Below are 16,789 nucleotides of genomic sequence, written 5' to 3' on the forward strand. Positions count from 1 at the left end.
GTATGGATCGGAGTAGGGTGGCCCGTATGGGACACCGTGAGGATCTGCTCGAAGGCGCCAAGCGCTGCCTGCTGGCGAAGGGGTTCGCGCGCACGACCGCGCGCGACATCGTCAAGGAGTCGGGGACCAACCTGGCCTCGATCGGCTATCACTACGGCTCGAAGGACGCGCTGCTGGCCCAGGCGTATGTGTCGCTGGTCGAGGGGATGGGTGACGCCTTCGAGGGGGACGGGACGGCCCTGAGCGATACCGAGCCCGGCTCCCTCGAACGGTTCCAGGGGGTGTGGTCGAACATCATCGGCACCATGCGGGATCCGGGATCGATCTGGCACCTCAGCATGGAGGTCCTGGTCATGGGCGACCAGATGCCCGAGGTGCGCGATCACCTGGCGCTGGCGCAGCGGGAGGCCGCGCGCGGGCTCGTTCCGATGCTCATGGGCGGGCGCGAGGAGGACGTCTCCGACCAGACCGCGGACTCGCTCGGCATGTTCTACGTGACCCTGATGACGGGTCTGATCGCGCAATGGACCTTCGACGCGAAGACCGCACCCGGCGCGGAGCAACTCACCGAGGGGCTGCGCCAGGTGATCGCCGCGGCGGCCAGGGCTACGAAGGGCTGATGCGCCCGTCCCGCATCTTCGCGACACGGTCGCAGAAGTGGCGTACGAGCGCCATGTCGTGGCAGATGAACAGGTAGCCAAGGCCCAGACGTTCCTGCAGCTCGGCCAGGAGGTTCAGGATTCCGGCGCGCAGGGACGGGTCGAGGGCGGAGACCGGTTCGTCGAGGATCAGGAGCTTGGGCTCACAGGCCAACGCGCGGGCGATTCCGGCGCGTTGGCACTGTCCGCCGGACAGCTCGTGCGGGCGGCGGTCGCCGTGCGCCGGGTCCAGGCCGACCTGCTCCAGCAGCTCGGCGACGCGGGCGGGGCCTGTGGTGCGGTCCCAACTCCCTTGTACGCGCAGGGGTTCCGCGATGGCGTCGCGGATCCGGTGGCGAGGGCTCAGCGATCCGTAAGGGTCCTGGAAGACGGGTTGCACTGCCTGCCGCAGCGGCCGGAGCCGCCGCTCGTCCATTGCGGTCAACTCCTGCCCGTCGAACCAGACTTCGCCGCTGTCGGGGCGGCGCAGTTGCAGTACGGCCATGGCGGTGGACGACTTGCCGCAGCCCGAGGGGCCGATGAGGCCCAGCGTTTCGCCGTGGGCGATGTCGAAGGAGACGTGGTCCACGGCGGTGCGGGGGCCGTGGCGGACCACGAGTTCGCGTACGTCCAGGAGAGGGCTCACATGGCTCGCTTCGCTCACGTCGCTCACACGGACTCCAGGAACAACTCGGCGGGGTTGTCGGGCAGTTCGCGCCAGCGGTGGCAGGCGACGGTGCGGCCGTCGTGGGTTTCGGGTTCGGGCTGCTCCGTACTGCACCGGGTGGCGTCCGCCAGGGGGCAGCGGGGTTGGAAGGCGCAGCCGGCGGGGAGGTCGGTGGGTGCGGGTGGCACGCCCGCGACGGCAGGCAGCCGCCGGGGTTTCGCGGAGCGCTCCGCCGAGCGCTCCGCGGGGATGGCAGTGGACACAGTGCGGGTCCGATGTGGCTGCTCGCACCCTCGCGGCGGAGCCGCAAATGTCACAGTCCCGCGCTCCTCAAAGGGCGCTTCCGGCATCCCCTCCTCTGTTGGCACCGACGCCAGCAGCCCCGCCGTGTAGGGAGCTCGAGGGCACCCGAACACCTCGTCCACCGGGCCCGCCTCCACCAGTCGCCCCGCGTACATCACCAACATCCGATCGGCGTGCTCCCGTACAGCCGCGAGGTCATGCGTGACCAGAACAAGCGCGGCGCCCGCGGCCCCCGTACGGCGGGCCAGCAGGTCGAGCACCTGCTTCTGCGTTTCAGGGTCCTGTGCCGTTGTCGGTTCGTCGGCGATCACCAGGTCCGGCTGGTGGAGCATCGCCATGGCGATGACCGCCCGTTGGCGCATGCCGCCGGAGAACTCGTGCGGGTACGCCCGTGCCTTGTCCGGTGCGATGCCCACCTCCTCCAACGCGGCCACCGCACGGGCCCGTGCCTCCTTCCGGGAGACACGGTCCACGGACCGTACGGCGGCGGCGAGTTGGTCGGCCACCTGGTGTACGGGGGAGAGGGCCGAGAGCGCGTCCTGGGGGACGAGCGCGATGCGGCGGCCCCAGAGGCCGGAGCGTACGGAGCGGGGGGCGTCGACGAGTTCGTCCGCACCCAGTCGTACGCTCCCCGTCACCGTCGCCCCGCGCGGCGGCATGCCCAGCAGCGCCCGTGCCGTCAGCGACTTGCCCGCGCCCGACTCGCCCACCACGGCGAGGACTTCGCCCTGGTGTACGTCGAATGAGAGGCCCCGTACCACTTCCACGGCACCGAAGGAGATGCGCAAGTCCCGTGCGGAGAGGAGTACTTCAGTACTCGGTGTGCTCAGCGTGCTCATCGGGCGGCCTCCTTGAGAGACACCTTGGGCGACTTCTTGGGGAAAGGAGTCCGAGCCGCTCCCCCTTCTGCATAAGCCGCCAACGACACCGCCAGCCCCGCCATCACCGCCAGCGCGACCGCCGGAGCCAGCGCCGCCCACGGAGCCCGTTCCACATACGCGCGGGACTCGTCCAGCAGCAGCCCCCACTCCGGAGCGGGGGGCTGGGCGCCGAGGCCGAGGAAGCCGAGGGAGGCCAGGGCCAGGGCGATGCCCGGCAGGCGCAGGAGGGCGTGGCGGGCGACCGGGGCCGTCACAGAGGGCAGGACGTGACGCGTGAGGATCCACAACGGCGTTGCGCCGATGGCCCGTTGGGCGTGCAGGAACGTCGAGGCGCGCACCTCCTGCACCAGTGCCGCCGCGTGGGCCGCGAGCGGAGGCCAGGAGATCAGGGCCACCGCGAGCGCCGCGCCGCCCGTGCCGGGGCCCGCTGCCGCCGCGACGAGGATGCCGACGATCACCGGCGGCAGCGCGTTGGCGATGTCCGAGGAGCCCGCAGCCACGGACGGCAGAAAGCCGAGAGCGAGCGCGAGGAGCAAGCTGACCAGGCAGACCGCGGCGGCCGTGCCGACCGTCGACGCCGCCCCATGCCCGAGCCGGGCCAGCACGTCACGGCCGAGCCCGTCCGTGCCGAGCGGGTACGCCCACGACGGCGCCTGGAGGCGGGCGGTCGTGTCCACGGCATACGGATCGCGCGCCAGCCCCCAGCCGATACAGGTCAGCAGTACGGCTGCGAGCGCCACCGGAACGGCCGGGTGCGCGCGGACCGGGCGGGCCGCGGGCAGCGTCAGCCCCGCGTCCCGCAGCGCCGGGCCCAGCAGCCGGCGCCGTACGAGGGCCGCCAGCGCGCCCGCGACCAGGCCCAGTGTGAGCAGCGCGAGGACCGAACCCTGGAGCAGCGGCAGGTCCTGCGACTTGGCTGCCCCCAGCGCCGTACGCCCGATGCCCGGCACCGCGAACACGACCTCCACGGCGACCGCCCCGCCCGTGAGACCGACGGCGACCATGCCGAACTGCGGTACCAGCGGCGGCAGTACGCGACGCAGCGCGGCGGCCGAGATACGCGCCTGACGGACCCCCGCACCCCGCCACAGCTCCACCCACCGCTCATCCAGAACGGCGGGCAGCGCGTCGGCGACCAGGCGGCCGAGCAGACCGCCCGCGGGGATGCCCAGGGCGAGGGCGGGCAGCACCATGTACTGCGGGCCGATCCAGCCGGAGGTCGGCAGCCAGCCCAGCCACACCCCGCCCACCAGCAACGCGAGTGTGGCGAGCAGGAATTCGGGCAGCGCGGCGAGCATCGCGGCGAACGAGCCTGCCGACCCCCGGGCGCGTATGAGCACCGGTGCGACCAGGGCGCAGGTGATCAGCAGTGCGAGGACGAGGGCGGCGCCCATCAGGGACAGCGACACCTGGAGCCCGGCCACCACCGACGGCAGTACGTCGGTGCCCGACACCCACGAGGTGCCGAGGTCGCCGCGGAGCAGTCCGGAGGCCCAATTCCCCAGCAGGGAAAGGGGCCCCGCGCCCAGGCCGAGGTCCTCGCGGATCGCGGTCAGCGCCTCCTCGGTCGCCTCCTGCTCGGCGGACCGGGCGCGCAGCACGGTGAGCGCGGGGTCGCGGCCGGAGAGCCAGGGGAGCAGTCCGACGGTGGCGAGGACGGCCACGAGGCAGCCGAGCCGGGTGAGTCCGGCCCGGCCGCCCGGTGTCCACATCGCCTTCGACAGGCGTGCCACGAGCGTCATTTGACGTAGGTGTCCTTCGTGATCAGCTCGCGCTCACGCGGGTCGTGCGCGACGTCCACGACGCCGGCCGCGTCGCCCTGGATGACCCGCTCGTGCAGCATCGGGACGGCGGCATCGGTGGCGAGCACCGCGGACTCCGCCTCGATGACGGCCTTCCGGCGCGCGTCACCGGACTTCATCGCGGATGCCTTGTCCAGGGCCGCGTCGACGGTCTTGTCCGACAGCTGGGAGAGGTTGAAGGAACCCTTGGATCCGAAGTCGCTGTAGAGGTACGCGGCCGGGTCGCCGGAGTCGAGCACGGTCGCCCGGGACAGGATGAAGGCGTCGAACTTGCCCGCCAGCGCGTCGGACTCGATGTTCGCGTACTCGCGGACGTCCAGCTTCACCTTGAACCCGGCCTTCTGCAGCTGCTGTTGCAGCGTCTGGGCCACCTCGGGCAGTTCGGCGCGGTCGGTGAACGTACCGATGGTGATGGTCTTCCCGGCCGGTTCACCGGCCTTGGCGCGCCGTACCGGCGAGCGCAGGTCGGCGGCCCACGGCAGGGCGGGCCCGAGCAGGCCCTCGGCGACGTCGGCGCGGCTCTCGTACACACCCTTGACGATCGACTCGGCGTCGATGGCCTTGCGGGCGGCGGCCCTCAACGCGGCGTCCTTGAAAGGACCTTCGGAGGTGTTCAGGTAGAGAGTGTTGGTGCGCGGCATCGGCACCTCGGTGATCTGGTCCTCCTCGAGCAGCGCGGCCTGCGAGACCGGTACCGCCTCGACGACGTCGGCCTCGTCGCTGCGCAGGGCGGCGGCACGGGCGGTGCCATCGGGCACGAACTTCACGTCGATCCCGGGGGATTTGGCCTTGCCGTCCCAGTAGTCGTCGTAGCGGTCGAGGGTCGCGGAGGACGTGCCGTTCACCTTCTTCAGCTCGAAGGGACCGGTGCCCGCGCCGACGGGGCTGACCGTCTTCCCCTCGTACGCCTTCGCCGCCAGGATCGACAGCTGCGGCGAACTCAGCCGCTGCGGGACGAGCGGATCCTCGGTGGCGGTGGTGACGGCTACCGAGTCACCCTGGACCTTCACCGTCAGGTCCACGCCGTCGAGGATGCGGGGCTTGGGGGAGGCGCCGGCAGCAGTGGTGAGCGAGCGTACGACGGCCTCGGCGGTGAGTTTCGTACCGTCGTGGAAGGTCACGCCGTCACGTATCTCGAAGGTCCAGGTCTTCCCGTTCTGCTGCCACTTGGTGGCGAGCGCGGGTTGGGCGTCGCCCTCCGCGTCGAGCTTGACGAGCGTCTCGGCGGTCGACCAGCGGGACAGCTTGAACGCGTCGTCGGACAGCGGCGAGAGCCCGGAGCGCGGCGGCAGCATGTGCGCGACACGCACGCGCTTCTCGCCGCCCTCGGCGGAACTGTCCGAAGCGGCTCCCGAGAAGCAGCCGGTGAGCAGGGCGGAGGCGGCGGCGACCGCGGAGACGGGGAGAAGGCGGGCGGGCAGGCGCACGGGACCCTCCGGTAAAGGGGTGGTCAAGGGGACGTATGCCTGACCGTAGCATGATGACAATCATTTTCAGTACTGGCGTCCGGATTCCGGCGGTCCGGTGGGCGGCCCTGGGTGTCGGCTCCTGGGGCCGGCTCAATGTGTAACCTACCGGTTACGCTTCTGTTGTGGACGAACTGACCGAAGTGGCCGACGCCGTCGCCGATCCGGTGCGCCGGGAGATCCTGGTCATGCTGCGCCACGCCCCGCTGACCGCGGGCCAGGTCGCTGGGCGGTTCAGCATCAGCCGGCCCGCGGTGAGTCGCCATCTGCGCGTGCTGCGGGAGAGCGGACTCGTGCAGGACGAGCAGGTGGGACGGCATCGGCGTTATTCGCTCGTCCGCTCCCGGCTGGGCGGACTGGTCGCGTGGCTCACCCAGTTCGACGAACGGCACCCGGACTGGGCTGCGCGCCTCGCGGCTCTTGACACCGAAGTGCACCGCACGCGCCGGGACCGCAGCCGGGCGCAGCCCACCGACACCGCGCACCACTCAAGGGAGGACACGGCATGACCGGCATCACCCCTGAACCCACCGGGCGGCTCGTACCCACTCCGACGGGATACGACCTGATCCTCACCCGCACCTACCGCGCCCCCGTCGACGACGTGTGGGCGAGCGTCACCGAGCCGGAGCGCACCGCCCGCTGGTTCGGCCCGTGGCGCGGCGACGCGGCGCCGGGCCGCACCATCGAGGCGCAGATGGCCTTCGAGGAGTCGGCACCCTGGATGCCGATGCGCATCGAGGCCTGCGAACCGCCGCACCGGCTCGCCGTCACCACCGAGGACGAGGCCGGCGTCTGGTCGCTTGAGCTGCTCCTGGCCGAGACCGACGGCACCACCGAACTCCGTCTGGTCCACCACCTCACCTCCACGGAGGGCCTCGGCTCGACCGGCCCAGGCTGGGAGTACTACCTGGACATGCTCACCGCCGCCCGTACGGACGGTCCCCGCCCCGACTTCGACGACTACTACCCCGCACAGAAGGCCTACTTCGAGTCCCTGGCCTGAGCCGTCGCAGGCCAGTTACAGGATCCGCGACTTCGTACGCACTCGCGGCGGCGGCCGGCGCCATCGGCGGCAAGCCCAGGCAGTCCACGGCCACGTGTCCTTTGAGGCCCGCCACCTTCTTCGCGGCGTCCCGGCCTTGGCCGTCGGCGCCGACGGGGACTGCGAGTCGACGATCGCCGCCGTCGCCGTGCGGCTGCAGGCGTACACTGCTGGATAAATACGCTCTTAATTGTTTTTACCTTGCAATTCGGGCATAAGTGCAGTCGGAACCGTCGGATCCGGCGTCCGAACTGCTCGAGGTGTCTGCTGGCGCCAGGAGGAAGATTTCTCGATGACCCGGCCCGATGACCCGCGCACCGCGGCGGCCCGGGTGTTCGCCGAGGGCGGCGCGTTCGGCGAGCTTCTGGCAGGGATCGACTGGGCGGCGACCCCGCTCGGGCCTCCCGTCTCCTGGCCGGGGCCCCTGGTGGACACCCTTCGCCTCATGCTCACCTCTGAACATGGGATGGCTCTGTACTGGGGGGCTGAATTCACCACGCTGTACAACCTGGGCTCCGCACCCATTGTCGGCGCCAAACACCCCTCGGCGCTCGGCAGGCCCTACAAGGAAGTGTTCCCCGAGGTCTGGGCCCACCCCGTGAGCGCCCACTTCCACTATGTGACCGGCACTCGCAAGCCCCTGCTGGTTCCGGATGAGCTGCTCATCATGGAGCGCCACGGCTTCTTGGAGCAGTGCTACTTCGACTCCGCCTTCCAGCCCGTGCTGCTGGACGACGGCAACGCCGGCGGCGTACTGCAGATCCTCACCGAGACCACCGGCCGGGTACTGGGCGAGCGCCGACTGCGCCTGCTGAGCGAGACCGGCACGCGCACGGCCGGGCTGCCCACCCCGGGCGAGGTCGCCCGCGTGGTCGCCGAGGTGGCGGGCTCCTACCCCGAGGAGATCCCGTTTCTGGGCCTGTACCTGGCCTCCGAGCCTGGGCTGCAACGGCCGGCGGCCTCCGCCGGGCTCCGGTCGGCGCCCGAGACCGTCTCGCTGAGTGCGGCCGACGGGTCGGAGGCGGCGGCCCGGCTGGCCCGGGTGGTCGCCGACGGTGCCCCGGCCACGCTGCCCGCCGCCGCGTTCACCGGCGGCAGAACGGCCGGGCAGCACGCCGCGGCCACCCGGATCCCGGTCGAGCAGGCGCTGGCCCTGCCGCTGTACTGCGCGGGCCAGGTGGAGGGCGTCCTGGTGGTGGGCGTCAATCCCTGCTTCCCACCGGCCGGGGCCTACCACGACTTCCTGGAGGTGCTCGCCTCCGCCGTGGCCGGGGCGCTGTCGGCCGCGCTCGCGCACGAGTCGGCCGCGCTCGCGCACGAAGAGCAGCGCCGGCGGGCGGAGGCGCTGGCCGAGCTGGACCGGGCCAAGACGACCTTCTTCGCCAACGTCAGCCACGAGTTCCGCACCCCGCTCACCCTGCTCCTGGGCCCGCTCCAGCAGGCCCTGGCCGACGAGGACCGGCCCGAGCGGCGCGAGCAGTTGGAGCTGGCCGAGCGCGGCGCCCTGCGCCTGCTGAAGCAGGTCAACACCCTCCTGGACGTCGCCAGGGCCGAGGCCGGGCAGATGAGCCCGACCCTCGAGCCGGTCGACCTCGCCGGTGCCACGGCCGAGCTGGCCGGGGTGTTCCGCTCCGCCTTCGAGGCGGCCGGGCTGACGCTGGAGGTGGACTGCCCGCCGCTGCCCAAGCCGGTGCCCCTGGACCGGGAGATGTGGGAGAAGATCATCCTCAACCTGCTCAGCAACGCACTGAAGTTCACCTTCACCGGCGGCGCCCGGGTGCAGGTGGCCGCGGACGGCGACCGGGCCCGGCTGACCGTGACCGACACCGGCACCGGCATCCCCGCGGACGAGCTGCCGCGCCTGTTCGAGCGCTTCCACCGGGTCCGCGGCGCCCGCTCCCGCTCCCACGAGGGCAGCGGCCTCGGCCTGGTGCTGGTGAAGGACCTGGTGGAAGCGCACGGCGGCACCGTCGGCGTGGACAGCCGGCTCGGCCAGGGAACCACCGTCACCGTGGCCCTCCCCTTCGCAGCCGCCCCCCGGCCCCGCCCGGCGCCGCCCGCGGCCGGCGCCGGATCCCCTGGGGAAACCCCCAGGGAAGGCGGAGGCGGCCGGACCGGCCGCGCCACGGCATATGTGCACGAGGCGCTGGGCTGGCTGGCGGCCACCCCCGTCCCCGCCGCGGCACGCACCCCGCACGCCCCCGCGACCCACGATGCCCCCCACGTCCCCGGCCCGCACGAAGCAGACCGCCCCCACCGGGCCCGCCTGCTGGTCGTCGACGACAACGCCGACATGCGCGCCTACCTCACCCAGGTCCTGCTGCCCGACTACGACGTGCTGCTCGCCGCCGACGGCCGGGACGCCGTGGAGACGGCCCTGGCGCAGCCGGTGGAACTGGTGCTCAGCGACGTGATGATGCCCCGCATGGACGGCTTCGAGCTGGTCCGGGCGCTGCGCGCCGACCCGCGCACCGCTCGCCTGCCCATCGTTTTGCTCACCGCCCGCGCCGGCGAGGAGGAATCCGTGCAGGGTCGGCACGCCGGCGCCGACGACTACCTGGCCAAACCCTTCTCCGCGCGCCAGCTGCTGGCGCGCGTCCGCACCGGGTTGGAACTGTCCCGGCTGCGCGAACAGGCCCTGACCGAGACCCGCAACCAGCTGGCCGTGCTGGCCTCCCTGGCCGACGCGGGCCTGCGGCTGTCGGACACCCTTGACCCGGACCGGATACTGCAGACTGCCGGCCAGATCCTGCTGCCCGACTTCGCCGACCAGATCAGCATCCACCTCACCGCCACAGCACCCGCCCCGGCGCAGTCGCCCCCGGCATACATCGCCGGCACTCCCCTTCTTGCCCGCGAGGCCCTGGCCACCGCCGCCACCCATGCGATCAACGGGACCGCCCCAGCCCCAGCCGGCCCGCACCCGGCGCCCGCCGCCGTGCTGGCCCTGCCGCTGCACGCCCACGACCAGACGCTGGGGGCCCTGGTACTGGTCCGGCACACCGGCGGGTACTCCGTGGTCGAACACAAGTATCTGGAGAACCTGGCCCACCGCTTGGCCCTGGCCTACGACAACGCCACCCGGTACCACAACGAGCGCCGCATCGCCCTGACCCTGCAGCGCGCCCTGCTGCCCCACCGCCTGCCCCAGGTGCCCGGGGTGCGCCTGGCCACCCACTACCGGGCCAGCAACCGCGGCGCCGAGGTCGGCGGCGACTGGTACGACGTGCTCGCCCTGCCCGACGGCGCCGTGGGGCTGGCCATCGGCGACGTCATGGGCCACGACGTGGAGGCCGCCACGGTGATGGGCCAACTCCGCTCCGCCCTGCACAGCCTCGCGCTGGAGGGCGCCGGCCCGGCCCAGGTGCTGACCAGGCTGGACGCCTACCTGCAGTCGCTCGCAACCGACCGCTTCGCCACCTGCCTGTACGCGGTCTACGACCCCCACCTTCACCGCCTGCGCTACGCCGCCAGCGGGCACCTGCCGCCCCTGCTGGTAGCCGCCGACACCGCCTACCTGGAGCTGCCCCCGGCGCTGCCGCTGGGACTGGGCAGCACCCCGGTCGACCGCAAGGTGGCGTTCCCGCCCGGCACCAGCCTGCTGCTGTACACCGACGGCCTGGTGGAGAACCGGGCGCTGTCCCTGGACGACGGCCTGGCAGCCCTGCGCCAGACCTGCGGCGCGCTGCCCGCCACCGCCCGAACCGACCCCCAGCAGATCACCGAACAGGCCCTGGAGTTGCTGAACACCCCCGACAGGGTCGACGACGACGCCGCACTGCTCGCCACCACCGCCGAACCATCGTGTCGAACCGGTGTCGACCAGTAAGAATCAGAGGCGGTGCGCCTTCAGCGTCATGTGCAGGAGGAGGCGGTCCTCGCCGTCGTCCAGGTCCAGGCCGGTGAGCTGTTCTACGCGGGAGAGGCGGTAGTAGAGGGTCTGGCGGTGGATGCCCAGATGGGCCGCCGTGCGGCCCGCCTGCCCCGCGCAGTCGAGGAACGCCTCGGCGGTGCGGGCCAGTTCACGGTGGGCCGGGTCCAGCAGGGGGCGTACGACGGGGTCGTGGGCCGCCTCCGCGGGCAGCGCCGTCAGCAGGCGGTACGGGCCGATGGCGGCCCACTCGGCGATCGAGCCGAGCCCCGGTTCGGCCAGAGCCGCACCGGCCGCAGCCGAGGCCTCCTGCCAGGCGGCACCCAGCTCGGCGAGGCCACTGCGGGGCACCGCGATTCCCGCCGCCGGGCTTTCCGAGGCCGTTCGCGTTCCCTCCGCCTCCCTCAGCAGCCGAGCGGCCGCCGAAGTCGCCGGTGTCAGTACCGTCGACGAGCGCAGTCGCACCAGCAGGGCGAGGCTCTGGCCGGTAGTGCCCCAGGGGACCGTGCACAGGGCCGTCGCCCCCGGGATCGTACGGACCGAAGGCGCGTCGTCCGGGTCGGCGGACGGCCAGGGGGTCACGCAGACCATCGTGTGCAGTCCCTCGCCGCGCACGCCCAGTGCCGTACGGAGTTCCGCCACCGCCATGTCCCGTGGCCAGCCGCGGTCGGCGGTCAGGACGGCGCGCAGTTCACGGGTCAGGTCCGCGCCCGCCTGGGCCTCGTCCGCGAGGAGGTCGCCGATCCGGGCTGTCACCTCCATGGCCGCGTCGAGCTGCTCCTCGGTGGGGCCCGGATCGTCGGCGAGCAGCCATACGTAACCGAACACGAGCTCCCGATGGCGTACCGGAAGACAGACACGCCCCCGGTACACGCCTGCCTCGGGCGTCGGCGGGATACGGACCGGGCCGGTGGCATGGGCGATACCGAAGCTCTCGAACCAGGTGCGGACCGCCGTGGTGGAGCGGCGGGTGAGGATCGAGCGGGTGCGGACGGGGTCGAGGGCGGACTCGTCGATCTCGCTGTCGCTGTCGTACGCGCCGAAGGCGATCAGCTCGAAGTCCCGGTTCTCCAGCGTCGCGGGGGCGCCGAGGATGCCCGAGATCTCGTCGACCAGTTCCTGGTAGTCGCCTTTCACTCCGGCATTCTCCCGCATTTCCCACGCCCTTCATACAGATGTCTGAGATCCAGGGCACGGATGCGTGACGTCTGTCGATGGCCCACGATCGGAGGGATCCTTAAGTTTCACGGTGGTTCTCCGCGCCGTCGCCGAGGCGTTCACCCGCGAACGTTCGGTTACGGCCCCCTGCTGGTCGCTGTTGTGGAGGTTGCCCCGTGTTGGGACCCGTGATTCTCGCCGCCTCGCGCAGCGACAGGATGCGCCGCCTGGTGTCGGCGGCGCCGGTGACGAAGCCGGTCGTCGAGCGGTTCATCGCCGGTGAGTCGGTCGACGACGCCGTACCGGTCGTCAAGCACCTCACCGACCGTGGCCTCGAGGTCAGCCTGGACGTGGTCGGCGAGGACATCACCACGCCCGGGCAGTCCACGGCGGCGCGCGACGAGTATCTGCAGCTGATCGACCACCTCGAAGGTCTCGGCCTGGGCGAGCGGGCCGAGATGTCGGTCAAGCTGTCCCTGTTCGGCCAGGCGCTCCCGGACGGCCATGAGCTGGCGCTCGCCAACGTCCGTCCCGTCGTCGAGGCCGCCGCCCGCATCGGCACCACGGTCACGCTGGACGCAGAGGACCACACCACGCTCGACTCGATGTTCGCCATCCACGAGGAGCTGCGGAAGGACTTCCCGCAGACCGGCTGCGTGATCCAGGCCTACCTGTACCGCACCGAGGCCGATGCCCGCCGTCTCGCCGCGAACGGCAGCCGCGTGCGTATCGTGAAAGGGGCGTACAAGGAGCCCGCGTCGGTCGCGTTCCAGAAGAAGGCCGAGATCGACAAGGCGTACGTCCACATCCTGAAGATCCTGATGGAGGGCGAGGGCTACCCGATGATCGGGTCCCACGACCCACGCCTCATCGCCATCACCCAGGAGCTGGCCCGGCGCGTGGGACGCAAACTCGAAGACTACGAGTTCCAGATGCTGTACGGCATCCGCGGCGAGGAGCAGACCCGGCTCGCCGCCGAAGGGCACCGCGTACGCGTCTACACGGCATACGGCACCGACTGGTACGGCTACTTCATGCGCCGCCTCGCGGAGAAGCCGGCGAACCTCCGCTTCTTCGCCCGCTCGATCCTCACCAAGGGCTGACCCACCGCTCAGTTAAGGAGTTACGGAACCCATGGACGCTGTGACCCAGGTCCCCACCCCCGTCAACGAGCCGGTGCACGGCTACGCCCCCGGCTCTCCCGAGCGCGCCCGGCTCGAGGCCAAGCTCAAGGAGCTGGCCGAGAACCCCATCGACCTGCCCTGCACCATCGGCGGCGAGAAGCGGATGGGCGGCGGCGAGCCGTTCCAGGTCGTGCAGCCGCACAACCACAAGGCCGTGCTCGGCACCTTCCGCAACGCGACGCAGCAGGACGCGCAGGACGCGATCGACGCGGCCCTGGCCGCCGCGCCCGCCTGGCGCGCGATGTCCTTCGACGACCGCGCCGCGATCATCCTGCGCGCCGCCGAGCTGCTGTCCACGACCTGGCGCGAGACACTGGCCGCCTCCACCATGCTCGGCCAGTCGAAGACCGCGCAGCAGGCCGAGATCGACACCCCCTGCGAACTGATCGACTTCTGGCGCTTCAACGTCAAGTACGCCCGTGACCTGCTCGCCGAGCAGCCCGTGGCGAACTCGACGGGCGTCTGGAACCGCCTCGACCACCGCCCGCTCGAGGGCTTCGTCTACGCGATCACGCCGTTCAACTTCACGGCGATCGCAGGCAACCTGCCGACCGCGCCCGCCCTCATGGGCAACGTCGTCGTGTGGAAGCCGTCCCCGACGCAGACCCACGCGGCCGTCCTGCTCATGCGGCTGCTGGAGGAGGCGGGCCTGCCCAAGGGCGTCATCAACCTGGTGACGGGCGACGGTCTGGCCGTCTCCGAGGTCGCCCTGAACCACCGTGACCTCGCGGGCATCCACTTCACCGGCTCGACGAAGACGTTCCGGCACCTGTGGAAGACGGTCGGCGCGAACATCGACAAGTACCGCACGTACCCGCGTCTGGTCGGCGAGACGGGCGGCAAGGACTTCCTCGTCGCGCATCCCTCCGCGGACCGCGCCGCGCTGAAGACCGCGCTGACCCGTGGCGCCTTCGAGTACCAGGGCCAGAAGTGTTCTGCGACCTCCCGCGCGTACATCCCGGCCTCCATCTGGAACGCCGGTTTCAAGGAGGAGTTCGCGGCCGAGGTCGACGGCATCAAGATGGGTGACGTCACCGATCTGTCGAACTTCATCGGTGCCGTCATCGACGAGCGCGCCTTCGCGAAGAACAAGGCGGCGATCGACCGTGCCGCGGAGGACCCGAAGTGCACGGTCGTCGCGGGTGGTTCGTACGACGACTCGGTGGGCTACTTCGTCCGCCCGACCGTCGTCGAGTGCTCCGACCCGGCCAACGAGGTCTTCACGACAGAGTACTTCGGCCCGTTCCTCGCGGTGCACGTCTACGACGACGAGAAGTACGAGGAGATGCTGACCCAGATGGAGTCGGTGTCCGACTACGCGCTCACGGGCGCCGTCATCGCGAACGACCGCGCGGCGGCGGCGTACACGGCGGAGAAACTCCGCTACGCCGCCGGCAACTTCTACATCAACGACAAGTCCACCGGCGCCGTCGTCGGCCAGCAGCCCTTCGGCGGCGGCCGCAACTCCGGCACCAACGACAAGGCCGGCGCCCCCCAGAACCTCCAGCGCTGGACCCTCACCCGAGCCGTCAAGGAAACCCTGGTCCCGCCGACGGACTACCCGTACCCGCACATGGGCTGATCCCGCACGGTTCAACACCCGCCCCCGCTCCGGGACTCCGGAGCGGGGGCGGTGTCGTATCGGTGATCGGTCGGTTCGGTCAGCGGTCGCAGGTCGTGCGGCCCGGTGACCAGCGGCAGGCGAGGGCCGCGAAGCCGCCGTCCGCCACGACCGGGACGGTGAGGGTGTCGCCGCCGTGGACGACGTGCGGCTCCCGGACCAGACCCGACGGGCCGTCGGTCACGGTCTCCACGAGCCATTTGCCCGCGCCGAGACGCATGGGTACGTCCACACTCCGGGCCGCGCCCGCGAACGTACCGCCGATGAACCAGCGGCCATCCGGCGCTTTCCGCGCCAGCACCGCGGAGCGGCCGGGGTCGCCGGTGAGCAGGCGGGTCTCCTCCCAGCCGGTGGGAAGCTGCTCCAGGTAACGGCGGGCCTCGGGGCGGGCGTCGTACGACTCCGGAGTGCCGGCGAGGTTCTGGATGCCGGACTCGTAGAGCACGCTCAGGCCCAGCTCACCCGCGTCCGACTGGACGTTGGGGCGGAACGGGCGGTGGAAGGCGCCCGGGGTGAAGTCCATGGAGCCGATGACGTTGCGGGTGAAGGGCAGCGCGGCCAGTTGTGCCGCCGTGTTGTTGCGCTTCTCCTCGCCGCCGACGCCCTCCAGCGTCATGACGTGCGGCCAGGTGCGCTGCATGCCCTTGGGGATCGTGGAGCCATGGAAGTTGACCATGAGGCGGTGCTTGGCGGTGTCCTCCAGCGCCTCGTCGTACCAGCGCATCCGCTCCTGCGACTCCGAGTCCATGAAGTCGATCTTCACGCCCTTGACGCCCCAACGCTCCAGTGTGGACAGCCACTTCTCCCGTTCGGCGGGGTCGGTGAGCAGGGTGTAGTGCAGCCAGACGTGGATGCCGACGCCCTTCGCCGCCGCGTACCGCACGAGTTCCGGCATCCAGCTGTTCGTCTGCCAGTCGGGGTCGATGACGTCCCACTCGCCGGGCTTGTAGTACCAGCCCGCGTCGACGACTTCGTAGGGCCAGTCGCGCTCGGCCGCGTAGTCGACGTACTTCTTCTGGGCCTCCAGGCTCTGGCCCGCCTCCTTGCCGCCCGCGAGCCAGGTCCACAGGGCCGGGCCCGGCTTGACCCACGAGGTGTCGCGGATACGGGACTTGGGCGCGAGGTCGTCCGTGAACGTCGACTCCGTGACGGTCGCCAGATCACCCGTGATCACCGTGCGCCAGGGGGTGGTGAGCGAGCCGGACACCTGGATGGGGTCGTTGTTCCACAGACTCACGCCGTACGTCGGCGAGTTGGCCGCGTGGGTGAGCTGGGCGCCCGCGTAGCTGCCGGTCAGGTCCGACTCGGCGATCAGGGCGTAGCCGCCGTCCGTCTTGAAGAGGGCCTGCATCGAGTACGTGCCCTCAGGTGCGGCGGCTGCCGACTCGTAGCGGATGAAGGGTAGTTCGTTGTCCGCGCGATAGCGGTTGATGACGGCCTCGGCGGTGGCGGGGAAGGTGAAGGCGGAGGCCTCGCGTACGACGTCGCCGTGGTCGCCGGGCAGGACGTAGCGGTAGGCGACGCCGTCCGGGGCGACACGCGTGAGCAGGTCGAGCCGGGCGCCGTCGGCTGTACGGAAGCGGAAGCGGGACTCGGTCATCCGGGCAACGCGCTTGTGGGACTTGCCGGTTGGGATGGTGTAGCGCTCGTTGATCGTGCGGTCGGTACGGCCGGTGAAGGTCAAGTCCTCGGAGAAGTCGGCCTGTTCGGTGACGAGGCCGAGCGGTGACGGTTCGAGGACGGTGCGGCCGGCGCGTCTCACGGTGAGCGTCGGCCGGCCGTCGTCGAGAGTCACCACGGCCGTGGGTGAGCCGTTCGGGCCGCGCACCTCCCAGGATGCGGGGGCCGCTGGGGCTTCGGGTGCCTCGGCGCGAGCGGGAAGCGCCGTCGTGGCCGTGGCGAGCAGTGCGGAGCAGAGCGTCAACACGATGGTGCGGGCCCGGGGTTGGACCGCCATGTGGAACCCCTCCTGTCACAGACATCGGATGACTGTGAGGGTGGATGGGCTCTTGAGGGGTGTCAAGGAGTCTGGCAGCATCAGACATCGGATTGCTGATGAGCAGTTCAGTACAGAGAGCGGACCTGCAGGAGAACCAGAGGCACTAGAGGCAGGAGTGGGCCAGGAAGGGAGACGTCAGTCCGGGAGCGCAAGG

Annotated in this window: 12 protein-coding genes; 6 read left to right on the forward strand and 6 right to left on the reverse strand. The window is 71.2% G+C overall.

All coding sequences use genetic code 11. From position 1 onward, the window contains the following. The first annotated feature begins 26 nt into the window (after positions 1-26). The gene (locus tag ABD357_RS23010) at positions 27-620 is read left to right on the forward strand and encodes a TetR/AcrR family transcriptional regulator (RefSeq protein ID WP_344392544.1); all 594 of its coding nucleotides are present in this window, start codon (positions 27-29) and stop codon (positions 618-620) included. Here the strand turns inward: ABD357_RS23010 and ABD357_RS23015 are convergent. The 4 genes from ABD357_RS23015 to ABD357_RS23030 are packed head-to-tail and all read right to left on the reverse strand — an operon-like array spanning position 607 to position 5,718. Beyond that, positions 607-1,311 (reverse strand): ABC transporter ATP-binding protein, encoded by a 705-nt coding sequence (locus tag ABD357_RS23015; protein WP_344392545.1) that lies wholly within the window; start codon positions 1,309-1,311, stop codon positions 607-609. The genes ABD357_RS23010 and ABD357_RS23015 overlap by 14 nt on opposite strands. After that, positions 1,308-2,447, reverse strand: coding sequence for an ABC transporter ATP-binding protein (locus ABD357_RS23020; RefSeq protein ID WP_344392547.1), 1,140 nt, complete (start codon positions 2,445-2,447; stop codon positions 1,308-1,310). Before ABD357_RS23020 ends, ABD357_RS23015 begins: the two co-directional genes overlap by 4 nt. Next, a complete protein-coding gene (locus ABD357_RS23025; protein WP_344392548.1) occupies positions 2,444-4,231 on the reverse strand; it encodes an ABC transporter permease subunit in 1,788 nt (595 codons plus the stop codon). The genes ABD357_RS23020 and ABD357_RS23025 overlap by 4 nt, the downstream gene beginning before the upstream one ends. After that, positions 4,228-5,718, reverse strand: coding sequence for an ABC transporter substrate-binding protein (locus ABD357_RS23030; RefSeq protein WP_344392549.1), 1,491 nt, complete (start codon positions 5,716-5,718; stop codon positions 4,228-4,230). The genes ABD357_RS23025 and ABD357_RS23030 overlap by 4 nt, the downstream gene beginning before the upstream one ends. A gap of 164 nt (positions 5,719-5,882) precedes the next feature. On the opposite strand from ABD357_RS23030, the gene ABD357_RS23035 reads away from it, so the two are divergent. The 3 genes from ABD357_RS23035 to ABD357_RS23045 all read left to right on the forward strand — a co-directional run bounded on the left by ABD357_RS23035 (position 5,883) and on the right by ABD357_RS23045 (position 10,631). Further along, complete coding sequence (locus ABD357_RS23035) at positions 5,883-6,266, forward strand: metalloregulator ArsR/SmtB family transcription factor (protein ID WP_344392550.1); 384 nt, start codon at positions 5,883-5,885, stop codon at positions 6,264-6,266. After that, positions 6,263-6,763, forward strand: coding sequence for an SRPBCC family protein (locus tag ABD357_RS23040; RefSeq protein WP_425584966.1), 501 nt, complete (start codon positions 6,263-6,265; stop codon positions 6,761-6,763). Before ABD357_RS23035 ends, ABD357_RS23040 begins: the two co-directional genes overlap by 4 nt. Positions 6,764-7,094: 331 nt before the next feature. Beyond that, positions 7,095-10,631 carry a SpoIIE family protein phosphatase gene (locus ABD357_RS23045; protein WP_344392551.1) on the forward strand — a complete coding sequence of 1,179 codons (3,537 nt, stop codon included), beginning with the start codon at positions 7,095-7,097 and terminating at the stop codon, positions 10,629-10,631. Between the two features lie 3 nt (positions 10,632-10,634). Here ABD357_RS23045 and ABD357_RS23050 read toward each other — a convergent pair whose 3' ends face one another. Further along, positions 10,635-11,828: a PucR family transcriptional regulator gene (locus ABD357_RS23050; RefSeq protein WP_344392552.1), complete on the reverse strand. Its 1,194-nt coding sequence runs from the start codon at positions 11,826-11,828 to the stop codon at positions 10,635-10,637. A gap of 179 nt (positions 11,829-12,007) precedes the next feature. Between ABD357_RS23050 and ABD357_RS23055 the strand changes: the two genes are divergently transcribed. Together ABD357_RS23055 and pruA are read left to right on the forward strand one after the other, a co-directional pair. Further along, positions 12,008-12,934 carry a proline dehydrogenase family protein gene (locus ABD357_RS23055; RefSeq protein WP_344392553.1) on the forward strand — a complete coding sequence of 309 codons (927 nt, stop codon included), beginning with the start codon at positions 12,008-12,010 and terminating at the stop codon, positions 12,932-12,934. A 31-nt stretch (positions 12,935-12,965) separates the two neighbouring features. Then, entirely contained in the window at positions 12,966-14,597 is a 1,632-nt protein-coding gene (gene pruA / locus ABD357_RS23060; protein WP_344392554.1) for an L-glutamate gamma-semialdehyde dehydrogenase, read from the forward strand. A gap of 79 nt (positions 14,598-14,676) precedes the next feature. On the opposite strand, the gene ABD357_RS23065 is transcribed toward pruA, so the two are convergent. After that, on the reverse strand, positions 14,677-16,593 hold the full coding sequence (locus tag ABD357_RS23065) for a glycoside hydrolase family 97 protein (RefSeq protein ID WP_344392555.1): 1,917 nt from the start codon (positions 16,591-16,593) through the stop codon (positions 14,677-14,679). Positions 16,594-16,789 lie beyond the last annotated feature (196 nt).

It is taken from the genome of Streptomyces vastus (genome assembly GCF_039532825.1).
Lineage (GTDB): Bacteria > Actinomycetota > Actinomycetes > Streptomycetales > Streptomycetaceae > Streptomyces > Streptomyces vastus.